This window comes from Acinetobacter sp. TY2, from assembly GCF_046269225.1.
Classification (GTDB): domain Bacteria; phylum Pseudomonadota; class Gammaproteobacteria; order Pseudomonadales; family Moraxellaceae; genus Acinetobacter.
Map to the genome: position 1 here is coordinate 1 of NZ_JBJZOR010000019.1, position 14,899 is coordinate 14,899.

16 protein-coding genes are annotated in these 14,899 nt (G+C 37.2%); 14 read left to right on the forward strand and 2 right to left on the reverse strand.

Annotated features, from left to right (window positions below):
- Positions 1 to 219 precede the first annotated feature (219 nt).
- The 8 genes from ACK1JC_RS12060 to ACK1JC_RS12095 all read left to right on the forward strand — a co-directional run bounded on the left by ACK1JC_RS12060 (position 220) and on the right by ACK1JC_RS12095 (position 5,961).
- Positions 220 to 390 carry a hypothetical protein gene (locus tag ACK1JC_RS12060; protein ID WP_409512117.1) on the forward strand — a complete coding sequence of 57 codons (171 nt, stop codon included), beginning with the start codon at positions 220 to 222 and terminating at the stop codon, positions 388 to 390.
- 106 nt (positions 391 to 496) lie between these two features.
- Entirely contained in the window at positions 497 to 685 is a 189-nt protein-coding gene (locus ACK1JC_RS12065; RefSeq protein WP_409512118.1) for a hypothetical protein, read from the forward strand.
- Between the two features lie 134 nt (positions 686 to 819).
- Positions 820 to 1,047 carry an LPS translocon maturation chaperone LptM gene (gene lptM, locus ACK1JC_RS12070; protein ID WP_409512119.1) on the forward strand — a complete coding sequence of 76 codons (228 nt, stop codon included), beginning with the start codon at positions 820 to 822 and terminating at the stop codon, positions 1,045 to 1,047.
- 34 nt (positions 1,048 to 1,081) lie between these two features.
- Complete coding sequence (lysA, locus tag ACK1JC_RS12075) at positions 1,082 to 2,332, forward strand: diaminopimelate decarboxylase (RefSeq protein WP_409512120.1); 1,251 nt, start codon at positions 1,082 to 1,084, stop codon at positions 2,330 to 2,332.
- Positions 2,333 to 2,338: 6 nt separating this feature from the next.
- The gene (gene dapF, locus ACK1JC_RS12080; RefSeq protein WP_409512121.1) at positions 2,339 to 3,184 is read left to right on the forward strand and encodes a diaminopimelate epimerase; all 846 of its coding nucleotides are present in this window, start codon (positions 2,339 to 2,341) and stop codon (positions 3,182 to 3,184) included.
- Between the two features lie 150 nt (positions 3,185 to 3,334).
- Positions 3,335 to 3,766 carry a hypothetical protein gene (locus tag ACK1JC_RS12085; protein ID WP_409512122.1) on the forward strand — a complete coding sequence of 144 codons (432 nt, stop codon included), beginning with the start codon at positions 3,335 to 3,337 and terminating at the stop codon, positions 3,764 to 3,766.
- A 669-nt stretch (positions 3,767 to 4,435) separates the two neighbouring features.
- On the forward strand, positions 4,436 to 5,329 hold the full coding sequence (locus tag ACK1JC_RS12090; RefSeq protein WP_409512176.1) for a tyrosine recombinase XerC: 894 nt from the start codon (positions 4,436 to 4,438) through the stop codon (positions 5,327 to 5,329).
- Positions 5,330 to 5,589: 260 nt separating this feature from the next.
- Positions 5,590 to 5,961: a hypothetical protein gene (locus ACK1JC_RS12095; RefSeq protein WP_409512123.1), complete on the forward strand. Its 372-nt coding sequence runs from the start codon at positions 5,590 to 5,592 to the stop codon at positions 5,959 to 5,961.
- Between the two features lie 21 nt (positions 5,962 to 5,982).
- Here the strand turns inward: ACK1JC_RS12095 and ACK1JC_RS12100 are convergent, their stop codons facing one another.
- Positions 5,983 to 6,573, reverse strand: coding sequence for a GNAT family N-acetyltransferase (locus ACK1JC_RS12100; RefSeq protein WP_409512124.1), 591 nt, complete (start codon positions 6,571 to 6,573; stop codon positions 5,983 to 5,985).
- Between the two features lie 54 nt (positions 6,574 to 6,627).
- On the reverse strand, positions 6,628 to 7,137 hold the full coding sequence (locus ACK1JC_RS12105) for an Lrp/AsnC family transcriptional regulator (RefSeq protein ID WP_409512125.1): 510 nt from the start codon (positions 7,135 to 7,137) through the stop codon (positions 6,628 to 6,630).
- Positions 7,138 to 7,252: 115 nt separating this feature from the next.
- Here ACK1JC_RS12105 and ACK1JC_RS12110 point away from each other — a divergent pair, with 115 nt between their 5' ends.
- From ACK1JC_RS12110 to gyrA, 6 genes are all read left to right on the forward strand, one after another.
- Positions 7,253 to 7,858, forward strand: coding sequence for a LysE family translocator (locus ACK1JC_RS12110; RefSeq protein WP_409512126.1), 606 nt, complete (start codon positions 7,253 to 7,255; stop codon positions 7,856 to 7,858).
- 501 nt (positions 7,859 to 8,359) lie between these two features.
- Positions 8,360 to 9,112, forward strand: coding sequence for an electron transfer flavoprotein subunit beta/FixA family protein (locus ACK1JC_RS12115; RefSeq protein WP_409512127.1), 753 nt, complete (start codon positions 8,360 to 8,362; stop codon positions 9,110 to 9,112).
- 18 nt (positions 9,113 to 9,130) lie between these two features.
- Positions 9,131 to 10,063 (forward strand): electron transfer flavoprotein subunit alpha/FixB family protein, encoded by a 933-nt coding sequence (locus tag ACK1JC_RS12120; RefSeq protein ID WP_409512128.1) that lies wholly within the window; start codon positions 9,131 to 9,133, stop codon positions 10,061 to 10,063.
- Between the two features lie 113 nt (positions 10,064 to 10,176).
- The gene (locus ACK1JC_RS12125) at positions 10,177 to 10,824 is read left to right on the forward strand and encodes a hypothetical protein (protein WP_409512129.1); all 648 of its coding nucleotides are present in this window, start codon (positions 10,177 to 10,179) and stop codon (positions 10,822 to 10,824) included.
- A gap of 6 nt (positions 10,825 to 10,830) precedes the next feature.
- Complete coding sequence (locus ACK1JC_RS12130; protein ID WP_409512130.1) at positions 10,831 to 11,058, forward strand: hypothetical protein; 228 nt, start codon at positions 10,831 to 10,833, stop codon at positions 11,056 to 11,058.
- 310 nt (positions 11,059 to 11,368) lie between these two features.
- Positions 11,369 to 14,395: a DNA gyrase subunit A gene (gyrA, locus tag ACK1JC_RS12135; protein WP_409512131.1), complete on the forward strand. Its 3,027-nt coding sequence runs from the start codon at positions 11,369 to 11,371 to the stop codon at positions 14,393 to 14,395.
- Positions 14,396 to 14,899 lie beyond the last annotated feature (504 nt).

A 14,899-nucleotide genomic window follows, 5' to 3' on the forward strand; every position in this document is an offset into this window, starting at 1 on the left:
ATTTCACACGGTATTTTGAGATGGATAGGATAATGTGAGTGCGCCATCTCGTTATTGTAATGGGATTCATGCTATTTTAAATATAGATTTTCCATACAATCTGGAATTGCTCACTAATACTGGGGTATATGCATATATTAAAACTCAATATGTTGAGTTCTATAGTGATAATGGAAAATTAGCCTTAGAAAAAGTACCTGAATAGTTTTGTCTGAAGTGATGAGAAATGTTGATTACTTAATTCAGGGTTGTTCAATTGGTTTGGATTTATCTTTAGATTTGCATGGTTTTCCTGAAGATATGCTTCAATATTATCAGGTAGGTCATCCATATTCGAATAGTCAGTTGATAGCCACTCGCGGACATACGCTCGATTTTAATTGTATCTAAACTGAATATTGCAGCACAGTGACGTTTAGAACAAGCATTTATTTACGTTGTAGGAACGAACACTGCATGAATACAAAATTCATTTAGGTACAGGGCGCATATTTGGATGTCACTGAATGATCATTATTTATGTATTGTGCCTGAAAAGTGTTTGGAGGATATCTCGCTACAAAGCATTTTATTGCCTTTTGAAGATGATGAAATGCTGAGCCCGATTTTAAGTAAAATTTTGCTACTAAGTACAGATGATCAGATTAAAGCTCAACTAATTCTCAAGCAAATACAGGCAACATAAGCACGTAACTTGCTATTTTAGTAGCTTAACCTATTTCACTTATATGAAAAGCCTATGAGTAAATCGTGGGCTTTTGCTTTTATCGTACAAGTGATCAGGCTATACTTTAGAAAATCGTTTTATTGGGTACAGTGATGTATCGTACTATATTAAATTCACACAAAATTGCCTTATTGTCACTGAGTGTTTTTTTGACAGCTTGTGGTCAGACAGGGTCTTTACAGTTGGCGAATGATGTAAATGTCGACAAACGTGCAAAATATTTGATTTATCCAGATCAGCCTACACAGATGAAAGAGCAAAGCCAAAAATCTGTTGCAACGACACATTCATCTGCTGCATCTGAAGCAGTCGCTCAATAATCTACATTTAAACGTTCATTGAAAGGATACATTCATGAGTTTTTCCCGCATTAATGGGGTATTGCATGCAGAGCAATGTTCACTCGAACAGCTTGCACAGCAATTTTCGACGCCGCTTTATGTTTATTCAAAAGCAGCATTTGAAAAGCATTATTTAGATATGGATCAAGCATTCAATTTTATTGATCATCAAATTTGCTTTGCAGTAAAGTCGAACTCAAATATTGCGGTGTTGAATGTCCTCGCTAAACTTGGTTCAGGTTTTGATATTGTTACAGGTGGTGAGCTTGCGCGTGTTTTAGCTGCGGGCGGTGATGCTTCTAAAATTGTATTTTCAGGTTTAGGCAAGCAAGAAGCTGATATCCAAAAAGCACTTGAAGTGGGTATTGCTTGCTTCAATGTCGAATCTTATGCCGAGCTTGATCGTATTCAAAAAGTGGCTGAAAAATTAGGTAAAAAAGCCCCGATTTCTTTACGTGTTAATCCTGATGTTGATGCCAAAACACATCCTTATATTTCGACAGGTTTGAAAGAAAACAAGTTTGGTATTCCTTCAGATGTGGTTTTCGAAACTTATCAATATGCAGCATCATTGCCAAATTTAGATGTGGTGGGTATTGATTGCCATATTGGTTCACAGTTAACAGAAACACAGCCTTTTGTTGATGCGCTTGATCGCGTTATCTCAATGATTGATCAATTAAAAAAATTGGGCATTAACTTAAAGCACATCGATATTGGTGGTGGTTTAGGGGTGACCTATAAAGATGAAACGCCACCAACTGTAGCTGAATATGCCAATGCGATGCGTCCTGCGCTCGAAAAATTGGGTATGAAAGTGTACATGGAGCCAGGTCGTAGTATTTCTGCCAATGCAGGTGTTTTGGTGACTAAAGTTGATTTGTTAAAACCGACCAATCACCGTAACTTTGCCATTATTGATGCTGCAATGAATGACTTGATCCGCCCATCTTTATATCAGGCATGGATGGATATTCAGCCTGTGACAGTACGTACAGATGTCGATGCGAAAGAGTGGGATTTGGTGGGTGCAATTTGTGAAACAGGTGATTTTCTTGGTAAAGAGCGTGAGCTAGCACTGAAAGAAAATGATCATTTGGCTGTACTTGGTGCAGGTGCATACGGTTTTGTGATGAGTTCAAATTACAATACTCGTGGTCGTGCAGCAGAAGTGATGGTCGATGGTGATCAGGCACATGTGATTCGTCAACGTGAAACGATTGAGTCATTGTGGGCAAATGAATGTTTATTGCCACAGGAGTAAATGAAAATGTTATTTGAATTTACAAAAATGCATGGCTTGGGCAATGATTTTGTAGTGATTGACCTGATTTCTCAGCGTTTAATGCTCGATAAAACGACCATTCAACGTATGGCAGACCGTCATTTTGGCATTGGTTTTGATCAGCTTTTGATTGTTGAACCACCTGATTTACCCAATGTTGATTTTAAATATCGAATTTTTAATGCAGATGGCTCAGAAGTTGAACAATGTGGTAATGGTGTACGTTGTTTTGCACGTTTTGTGCATGAACGTCAGTTGACCAATAAAACTAAATTTAAGGTACAAACGACTGCAGGGATTGTTGAGCCTGAACTGGGTGCAAATGGTTGGGTGCGTGTCAATATGGGCTATCCAAAGTTTTTACCTGTGGAAATTCCATTTATTGCAGAAGAACCTGAAGCTTTGTATGACATTGATTTGCTTAATAATGAAAAATTGAGCATTGATGTGGTTAATATGGGCAATCCACATGCAGTGACAATCGTTCCTGATGTGCTCACCGCTGATGTGGCAAATATTGGTCCACAAGTCGAGTCACATGAGCGTTTTCCACATCGTGTCAATGCTGGCTTTATGCAAATCATTGACGGCAAGCATGCGCGTTTACGTGTATTTGAACGTGGTGTGGGTGAAACTATGGCATGTGGTACAGGTGCTTGTGCTGCTGCTGTTTCTGGTATGCGCCGTGGCTTACTTGAAAAGTCGGTTAAAATTGAACTTGCAGGCGGTACATTACAAATTGAGTGGGAAGAAGGCGGTGTCGTGTGGATGACAGGTCCGACTGCAACAGTATATGAAGGTCGTACCGATTTACGTTTATTTCAAAGTTAAATGGCTATTATTTTTAAAAATCTGTTTAAAAGACCCTGAATTAATTTCAGGGTCTTTTACATAACAAAGCTTAAATTACTGATTGAATGTATTCATAATGATTTTAATATAATGTTGATGATATAATAAAGAAGAATAGGTAAAACTAAAATGGCAATAGATCGTATAGATTGGCATGGTGAATCTGCAGAAACAGCGGGTTTCCCTTATGAAAATGGTGGTACACATATTGGTATTTATCTCGCATGGATTATCAATAATCACTTAGAAGGTGAAATGCACCTAGAAGAAAGCGAAGAAGAATTACAGCAAGTTCGTGACCATATAATTACAGGTCGAGATTTTTTAAGCACGATGTGTGATGAAAAATTCTGGGAAGATGACTTAAACGAAGAGGCATTTGCATTTACACAGTATTATTACGAGAGTAATCAGTATTTTAACGACTACGATGTAACATTGGTGCATTCAAAAGGATTAAGTGATACCTATGCCGTTGAAGATACGTGGGAAAATTATGATTTAATGGCTGTTGTGATTGATCAAAAATACCAACAATGGAAAAAATTAAACTTAGCATAAAATTTTATTGCGCATCATTGTCAAATAATTATAAATTCCATCGGAATATAGAAAATAATCATTCAACATAATGAAATTATTTAAGGTTACATACGAAAATTTTTTCGAGAGGACTACGGGTGCATATTTACTGTTAAATCCCGACTCTAACGTCAGTAAAGAGCTTTATCCTAAAAAGGTGGAAGGATTATTAGAGGGATATTTTAGACCGAAACCTGAAGCATATGAATTTACAGAAGATACGCAAGTTTTACTGAGCCAGCCTTTACCCTGTCCAGTTGAAATGGTGATTTATTAATCAGCTTTTAAAAACTAAAGGAAGTAATAGTGCTGCATATTTGGCTCAAATACATATGTGAAAAGAGATCCTGAACTGGCATTGGTTTGACGATTTCATCATTATTCACAGAGAAAGAGCGTAAAAAAAATAAATGTTCAAGTTGGACAAACGGCATTTAATACACTTGTTAAGAAAACAGCGGTTGATTTGATATTTATTGATGAGCATAAGCAAGAAGGTCTAAGTCATTATTTTTAAGCGATACACAATCATTTTATATTCGAGAGCAAGAGAGAAAGAAAGGATTTTTTGCTAAACTGTTTTCATAAATAAATATTTAGGCGATTAGAGAAATGCTTGTGCAACATGGTGCGATGCAATTGCTCTCTATGTGGATAGATGAACGCAAAATACAAAATCAGTCAGAACATACTTTAGATGCTTACTTTCGAGATGTATCAGGATTTATTGACTTTTGTTATAACAAAAAACTTGAATTACATAATGTTGAAAAAGCTGATTTACGTGAGTATATGGCGTATAAGGTTGAGCAAAATCAGCTCAGTACAAGCAGCTTACAGCGCCATTTGACTTCTATTCGTCAATTTATGAAGTGGGCAACGCAGGGTAATTATTTGGCTTTTAACCCTGCACATGATTTACAGCTAAAACGGCAACCCCGTCCTTTGCCTGGTCTGATAGATATTGAAACGATCAACCAAATTATAGATCAAGTTGCACCTGAAAAGCCCGTTGAACATCAGTTGTGGTTACGTGATAAAGCTATTCTTGAGTTATTGTACTCAAGTGGTCTGCGTCTAGCGGAAATACAAGGTTTAACTATTCGAGATATTGATTTTGGTCGACACTTACTACGTGTAACAGGGAAGGGAAATAAAACTCGTATTGTACCTTTTGGTGGTAAAGCGAGAGAAAGTTTAATTGAATGGTTGAAAATTTATCGTATTTGGCAAGGTGATTTTAAGGCAGATTATCCAGTATTTATTACTCAACGCGGTAATGTCATTACCCCACGACAAATTGAAAATCGAGTCAAACTACAAGCGCAACGAGCTGGGGTAAATGTCGATTTACATCCACATTTATTACGTCATTGTTTTGCGAGTCATATGCTATCGAATAGTGGTGATTTACGTGCAGTACAAGAAATGCTTGGTCATAGTAATTTGACCACGACACAAATATATACACATATTGATTTTGATCATTTGGCTCAGGTATATGATAGAGCACATCCACGTGCAAGTAAGTCTAAAAATTAAGGTTATTTATATATGTTTTCAATGTGATAACGCATAAATTTTCTGTATCTGTATATAACTTTTTATGGTTGATGATATTAAGGGTAAATCACATACAGTCTTTTTTATGAAATCTATTGATCATTTTTACCTTTGAATACGTCTTTTGGATAATTGTTTTTTAAGTACGACTGCGGTATAAATTTTACTCGGTTAATGTCGGCATACTTTATGCTTATATTATAAAGTTCACACGTATTTTTATATTCCTAGGTATCACCATGACTCCTGAGCTTGAGCAAAAATATCTACAACTCTCAGATGTGCAAAAAGAAATTTTTAAAGGCTATGGCTTACGTCAGGTTAAGCATTTTGTTGAACTCAGCATTCCGAAAGTAGAGCATTGTTTACCTGAAGGTGCGGTAGTGGTTGGGGTAAATACAGAAGGACGTGTGCAAGCGGTCAATGCGGATACACAGCAAATTTATTTGTGGATTTCAGATCAACAATGGCAATTAAGCAATAAGCCATCTTTACATGTCGATGCAAAAGAGGATTTTCTACAAATCTGGACTATTTTTGAATTGGAAAAACAAGATCTTATTCATTTAAGTCATATCCATCGTGACTTTATACAAAGCCAGGTGAGCTAAGCCTACCCAAGCTCACATGATTTAAAGTGATTTTTGTACGATCTTATATAAGATATGCCGTGAGAGTGGACTTTCTTGTGTTAATGCAGGGTGATTAAATTCGAACATGGCTTGCATGCCTAAGCGTTGCATCACATGTTCGGAAGCTGTGTTATGCACTGCGGTAAATGAAACGACTTCTTTGAGTTGTAATGTTTCAAAAGCAAATTTTAAACAGGCTTTAGCCGCTTCTGTTGCATAGCCTTGATGCCAATATTGTTTTGCAAATCGCCAACCAATTTCTACGCAAGGTGAAAAAATAAATTGTTCAGGTTGTGTATTTAAACCCGTAAATCCAATAAATTGTCCTGTCGCTTTCAGTTCAACTGCCCAAAATCCCCAACCATGATCTAAGATTAAATGCTGAAATTTATCTGCTAAATTATCACTTTGTTCACGCGTAAGCACGGATGGGAAGTAATGCATAACATCTTTGTCAGCATTTAGTTCTGCGAAAGGCTGTAAATCAGACTCTTGCCAAGCTCGAAGTTTCAGACGCTCAGTTTCAAGTTCAATCAGTTGTTTAGTGGATGTTGAAATTGGTATTGATGGTAATTTTATTAATTCAGTCATTAGACAAACCCCATTTTAGATACTTCTGAGAATCATATTCTTATCTTTAAGACCTTACAGCTTAATCTCTTTAATGTCATCCAGCGGTAACTGATAACTTTGTTTAATAATTTGGCTTGGTAAATCGGTTTTAACACTAGTAATACCATTCTTTTTAGTTAAATGTGCAGTTTGAAATTTACGATAACTTTCAAGGTCGGGGACAACCACTTTGAGCAGCGCATCGGATTCACCTAAAATAATGTAGCATTCCATGACCTGTGGAAGTCCTTTCATTGCCTCAATAAAGGTGTCAATCGTTTCAGCATCTTGACCTGTTAGCCAAATGCGTGAAAACAAAATCAGTTGAAAACCAATTTTAAGCGGATCAACCACGGCTGTGTAATTTTGAATGACGCCAGCTTCTTCAAGCAATTTAACTCGACGTAGACAGGATGATGGGGATAATCCAATTTCACGGGCTAAATCATTATTTTGAATACGTCCATTATTTTGTAAAGTACGAATGATATTTTTATCAATACGATCAAGCTTTACTGAAATAGATTTAGAATATAATTTCATAAATTAGAATATAATTCGAAAAATAATCATTATTATAGAATATTTGAAATCCTATTTTAAGTCATTTACAAGATACTATTTTTTATCTTCAGAGATACAGAAAAAGGAACTTGGAATGACTGTATTCGTACTTTTTGCCTTGACGGTATTGCCGTTAATTTTCACACCAGGACCCGATATGTTATTTATCCTGTCACAAGTGATGGGTAAAGATGCGAAAGCAGGCATGATGGCAACATTAGGGGTTTGCTCAGGTTATTTGGTGCATTCTATTTTGGTGGCATTGGGGATTGCAGCGATTATTGTATCGTTTCCTGTATTGTTTGATGCGATTCGTTATTTGGGCATTGCTTATATATTGTATTTGGCTTTTCACTTGTTTAAATCGGTGTTCAGTAATAAAACTTTGAAGATTGAGCAAAGTACGACTGCACATCCAATTCGCAAAGGATTTTTTACCGCACTTTTAAATCCTAAAGGTATGCTGATTTATTTTGCGATTTTACCGCAGTTTATTAATCAATCAGGTAATACAGTACAACAAGGTTTGATTCTATCTTTCATTTTTATTGGCTTAATTTTATTGGTTTACTGTGCATTGAGTTTGATTTTAGGGAAAATAATTAGCAATAAGCCGTTAGACGTGCAGAAACAAAAATGGATTGATGGTGGTTCAGGGACTTTATTGACGGTTGCAGCAGTGTGGTTAACCGTAAGTTAAAAGTGATTTAAAAAATTGAGAAAAATGATTTTTTGAAGAACGAGTAACTAAAAAGGTCGCCATTTTCTAATTTTTGCTTTTTGTTACACTTTTATTGTGGAAAATTTGATGATTTATTTGATTAGGCTTCTTCGTAAAATAGAGATGCTGTCTAAAATGACATAAAAACTGTTGAGAAACTGTTATGTTATTTAAATTGAATAAGCATTTAAAATAAAGTTGTAATTGTTTAGATATATCAGTGTGATTTTAATAAATTATGATATTTATCAATATATAAAAAATGTATAAATCACATACGAAAAAAACAGACTAAAACCCTTAATAAAAAGTGTGAACGGTACGTTCAAGCTTTTTTAGGAAATTTTAATGCTCTTTTTCCAATTGTGACTTGACCGAAATGCCAAACGCATTGCAAGATAGGACACCTAATAAATTTTAAAAGAAGGGTTATGATGACTCTTCTTAACATTTACATTTGCTAAAACAGCCGAGGAATACATGAAGGCTCTTGTTGCTGTAAAACGTGTGGTTGATGCCAACGTTAAAGTTCGCGTTAAACCGGACAATAGTGGTGTTGACCTAACTAACGTAAAAATGTCGATCAACCCATTCTGTGAAATCGCAGTGGAAGAAGCGGTTCGCTTAAAAGAAAAAGGAACTGTTTCGGAAATCGTTGTTGTTTCTATTGGTCCTAAAGAAGCGCAAGAACAGATTCGTTCTGCTATGGCGCTTGGTGCAGATCGCGGTATCTTGGTTGAAGCTGATGACAGCCAACTTGGTGCTTTAGAAATTGCTAAAATCCTGAAAGGAATTGTTGAAGCTGAACAGCCTCAATTGGTTCTTCTTGGTAAACAAGCAATTGATGATGATTCTAACCAAGTGGGTCAGATGTTGGGTGCTTTACTTGGCGCAGGTCAAGGTACATTTGCTTCTGTAGTGACAGTAAATGGCGATAAAGTACAAGTGACTCGTGAAGTTGATGGTGGTTTACAAACGGTTGAATTAAACACACCTGCGATCATTACGACTGACTTACGTTTAAATGAGCCACGTTATGCTGCATTGCCTAACATCATGAAAGCTCGTAAAAAGCCACTTGAAACGAAATCTCCTGCAGATTATGGTGTAACTTCAACGTCTAAACTTAAAACAGTTAAAGTTGAACCACCTGCAGAGCGTAAAGCTGGCGTACAAGTGAAGTCTGTAGATGAGCTTGTTGAAAAACTTAAAAATGAAGCGAAAGTGATCTAATACAGAAGGATAAAAATCATGAGTATTTTAGTTATCGCTGAGCACGACAACAAAGCACTAAACGGTGCAACTTTAAACGTTGTTGCTGCGGCGCAAAAAATCGGTGGTGATATCACTGTATTGGTTGCAGGTTCAGGCGCACAAGCTGTTGCTGACCAAGCAGCTAAAGTTGCAGGCGTAAGCAAAGTATTGCTTGCTGATGATGCTGCTTATGCAAATCAATTGGCTGAAAACGTTGCTAAATTAGTCGCTTCTCTTGGTGCGGGTTATTCTCACATCCTTGCTGCCTCTACAACAACGGGTAAGAATATTCTTCCTCGCGCTGCTGCACTTTTAGACGTAAGCATGATTACTGATATCACTGCTGTTGATGGTCCTAAGACTTTCAAACGTCCAATTTATGCAGGTAACGCAATTGCAACTGTAGAATCTGGTGAATCAGTTGTTGTTGCAACTGTTCGTGGTACTGCATTTGATCCTGTTGCTACTGAAGGTGGTTCGGCTGCTGTTGAAGCTATTGCTTCTACTGGCGATGCAGGCATCTCTAAATTTATCTCTGAAGAAATTGTAAAATCAGAGCGCCCAGAATTGACAGCGGCTCGTATTGTTGTTTCTGGTGGTCGTGGTGTGGGTTCAGGTGAAAATTATCACACTGTACTTGATCCATTGGCTGACAAGTTGGGTGCTGCTCAAGGCGCTTCACGTGCTGCGGTTGATGCTGGCTTCGTTCCAAATGATATGCAAGTCGGTCAAACAGGTAAAATTGTTGCTCCTGATTTATATATCGCTGTGGGTATTTCTGGTGCGATTCAGCATTTGGCGGGTATGAAAGATTCTAAAGTGATCGTTGCGATCAACAAAGATGAAGAAGCACCAATCAATGCTGTAGCTGACTACTGGTTAGTTGGTGATTTAAATACTGTAGTTCCTGAATTGGTTTCTAAAATCTAATTCTCGAATTTCGTATTGAATAAAAAATGCTCCTTTTAAGGAGCATTTTTTATTCTGCCGAAAGGTTTATATGTTATAGATTAGGTTATAAAATAAATAAAAGATGAATGAGTATGAAATGCCAAAAGTGTAAAGCTGAAAATATCAATGAAGCAGTTCGATGTGGTATATGCGGAACACGATTAAAACACCCAAAATTTGTTGATATATTTACGAGTAGTACTCAGGTGCAATCATCTATTCGGCGTGATCAAACTAAGCCATTCAGTCGATATAAGAATTCATCGATAAGCCGATCATCAAATAAAACCACTCAGCGAACAGGCACGCCAAGACCTCAAAAACCAAATGATCAACAATCATCTTCGTTACTCAATACAATTTTTGATCAAAATACAAAACTAGAAGATAAAGCAAAAAAATTAATCAGTCATTGGCAACAAAAAGCCCGTCAATCATCCGACGTTAAAAAGCCATCTAAAGGGTTAGGTGGGAAAATTGTTTGGATATTATTTGTTATTTTTATGTTTGGACCAGTTGCTTTAGAGATCGTAAAAAAGAATGTGATGCCTCATATTGCAAATATTTTTACAGCGTCTGTACCTACTGAAGCGGTGGAAGATATGACAATTGATCAAGTTACTACGATTGCGGGTGAGTCTTTAGAGTATCAGGTTATTCGGAGATTGGATGAGCTGAAAGAGGTAACAAGTGCGGCAGATCACTATTATAAAACTACACATCAGTTAACCACCGGGTAACAGGATTTGGTTGATTCAGACTTAATTGTTCATTTTATCAATGATGGGCAGACCCAGTTTAACTCAACAGGCATGCTTGAAAGTAGTTTTACGGATGATGCAGAGGTCAAAATATTTTTAAAACCTTACTATGATACAGATAGTGATCAATCGGCATGGATGTGTTTTAGCGCGGGTATAGATGTTTCTGAACAAACAGACTGTAAAATGATTCCAGCAGGAACTAAGCCGTAACTCTTTATCAAATGATGCTTTATTTGAGTGCGAAAAAAAATGTTTATATGGGGCAGATTTTGTTGGCGTGTTGGGTGAAAAATAATGAAGTCGGACTTGTTTCACAAATTTAAAAAATGTCTGAAATGTCGTCATTAAATTATCGAAAATTAACAGTATTGGGCAGGATTAATACAGACAAAACAGGCAGATTTTGTGCTATAATTTACGGCTGTATTTTAGATTTTAACTCAGAATATTTGAGCTAAGTTTTTGCAAGATTGATGATATAAATCAGACAACAAAACGTTGTCTGTTATAAGGAGTATGCATGAGCGTATCGGAAATCAGACCGATTGCCATTGAGGATGAACTTAAAAGCTCATATCTCGACTATGCCATGAGCGTCATTGTCTCTCGTGCATTGCCAGACGTCAGAGATGGCTTAAAACCCGTTCATCGTCGTGTACTTTTTGCGATGCACGAATTGGGTAACGACTACAACAAAGCCTACAAAAAATCTGCACGTGTTGTTGGTGATGTCATCGGTAAATATCACCCACATGGTGATTATGCTGTTTATGAAACCATTGTTCGTATGGCGCAAGATTTTAGCCTGCGTTATCAATTGGTTGATGGTCAAGGTAACTTCGGTTCTGTTGATGGTGATAGTGCGGCAGCAATGCGTTATACCGAAGTTCGTATGCGTAAACTGACCCATGAAATGCTTGCTGATCTTGAAAAAGATACCGTTGAGTGGGAAGACAACTACGATGGCTCTGAGCGTATTCCTCAGGTAATGCCGACGCGTATTCCCAACTTATTGATTAATGGTGTGACAGGTATTGCAGTCGGTATGGCGACCAACATGGCGCCACACAACATGACTGAAGTGGTCAATGCATGTTTGGCATATGCTGAAAACCCGAATATTTCCATTGAAGGTTTGATGGAACATATTTCAGGACCAGATTTTCCTACAGGTGGTATTATTTATGGTAAATCGGGTATTGTAGATGCTTACCGTACAGGTAAAGGTCGTCTACATATTCGCGGTAAATACCATATTGAAGAAGATCCGAAAACTAGTCGTAATACGATTGTTTTCACTGAAATTCCGTATCAGGTCAATAAAGCAAGAACCATTGAGCGTATTGCAGAGTTGGTCAAAGAGAAGAAATTAGAAGGTATTTCTGAACTTCGTGATGAGTCAGATAAAGATGGTATGCGTATCGCGATTGATTTGAAGCGTGGTGAAAACGCTGAAGTCATCGTTAATAACTTATTCCAAAATACGCAACTTGAAAATTCATTCAGCATTAACATGGTTTGTCTAGATAATGGTCAGCCTAAGTTAATGAATTTAAAAGATATCATTGCTGCATTTATTCGCCATCGTCAAGAAGTTGTGACACGTCGTACCATGTACGAACTGCGTAAAGCACGTGAACGTGGTCATATCTTAGAAGGGTTGACAGTTGCGCTTGCCAATATCGATGAAATTATTGAAACTATTAAAACTTCTGCAAATCCTGCCGAAGCGCGTGAGCGTTTACAAGCAGGTGAGTGGGCAGGTGGTGGTGTTGTTGCATTACTTGAAAAAGCGGGTTCAATTTCAATTCGTCCTGATGAAATTGAAGGTGAAGATCCATCAAAACCATTTGGTTTAGAAGGAGACATTTATCGCTTATCGCCAACGCAAGTGGCTGCGATTCTTGAATTGCGCTTACACCGTTTAACGGGTCTTGAACAAGATAAATTACATGCAGAATATACTGAAATCTTGGGTCAAATTGCAGAATTAACTGCAATTTTGAACGATTTCAATCTATTGATGGCTGTGATTAAAGAAGAGTTAGCGCTAATTTTACAACAGTATGGTGATGCGCGTAAAACGTCTATTGTTGAATCTCGTATTGATTTTTCACGTGAAGATTTAATTCCTGAAGAGCAAATGGTATTAACCGTTTCTAAAACAGGGTATGCGAAAACTCAACCATTGTCAGACTACGCTGCACAGCGCCGTGGTGGACGTGGTAAATCTGCAACTTCAATGAAAGAAGATGATTACATTCAACATTTGATTGTAACATCGAGTCATGCGACCGTACTTTGCTTTACCAATGTCGGTAAGGTGTACCGTTTACGCGTATTTGAAGTACCTCAAGCATCTCGTGGTGCAAAAGGTCGTCCAATGGTGAACTTGTTACCATTAGATGCAGATGAAACAATTACAGCGATTCTTCCTGTAATTGATGCACCGAAAAAATTCAAAGAGCGTTTAACTGAATTTAGGACATTTGTTCGTGCCAATGTTGCAAAACTTCGTGAAAATGAAATTATTGATGCACATTACGAACCGTTAAAAGCTGCATTTGCAGAATTGGGCGAAAACCCTGATGACTTGTCAGATGCTTTACGTATTCAATTGAAAGAAATCGGTTTAGAACTTTCTACAACAGATGTACAAGATGATCTTGTTGCTGAGTTTGCTGAACGTGTTGAAAATGTTCGTAAAAACTTCTATGTCTTTATGGCAACAGCATCAGGTACAGTAAAACGTGTTGAATTAGAGCAGTTTAGTAATGTTCGTTCAAATGGTTTACGTGCGATTGAGTTGAAAGATGAAGATACCTTGATTGGTGTTGCGATTACAGATGGTGAACAGCAAATTATGTTGTTCTCAAATGAAGGTAAAGCCATTCGCTTCTCTGAAACTGATGCTCGTGTGATGGGGCGTAGTGCGAAAGGTGTTCGCGGTATGCGTGTAACACTTGCTGCTCAAGCTGAGGAAGACGTTGGAGCAGATATAGAACCAGACGATGAGGATTCTTTAGATACGAATTTTGTCAGTCGTATTGTTTCACTTGTTGTGGTCCCTGAAACAGGTGAAGTATTGTGTGCTTCTGCGAATGGTTATGGTAAACGTACATCTGTAGATGATTTCCCAACCAAAAAACGTGGTGGTAAAGGTGTCATTGCCATTAAAACATCTGAACGTAATGGTGAGTTGGTTGGTGCAGTTGCGATTGATGTAACGAAAGAAGTGATGTTGATTTCTGATGGCGGTACTTTAGTTCGTACTCGCGCTTCTGAGATTGCACATACTGGTCGTAATGCACAAGGTGTTCGTCTAATCCGTTTAGGTAATGACGAAGTCTTAGTTGGCGTAGTTGCGGTTGAAGCGGTTGAAGCGGTTGAAGATGATTTGATTGATGAAAGCGTTGTCGATGTCGATGCTAATCTTCAAGCAGAAACAATCGATTCAGTTGATGGTGAAGCATTAATTGACAACGAAAAGCTAATTGGTGATGAAACCATTATGGATGAAACGGATACAAATGAATCTGATGAGTAATTATTTAAAATATTAAAATTCAAAAGGATGCTTCGGCATCCTTTTGTTATTTTAAGCGACTGAAATACGGTATTTCTTAAAAATAGCGTATTATTTTAATGAATAGCATGATCTCGATGCTCTGGATTAATTGGTTTAGACAGTATGATGATTTAAAAAAGCAGTGTTTAAAATGAAATATAAAAATACCCTTTTAGTGATAACCTAGATTTTTCCATTGGTTGTATGTAATCAAGTGAAACAAACGATGAGTGAAAAAATATAGAACTTCATTACTGATGCTAGTGAATAACAAAATGAAAAAGAAGCAACACTATTTCAAGTGATTATTGATCGTGATCAATCAACAATATTGAGTTTGAGTGAGGCAAATTTACGTCAAGAATTGCTTAAAAATTCACAAGAACCCATGCAGATTTATGCGTCTTTATCTGAGTATATGCTAGAACAACCTCAAGAAAATAAAAGCCTTTGAATTGGCTTATGGGAAAGTCACTAAAATAG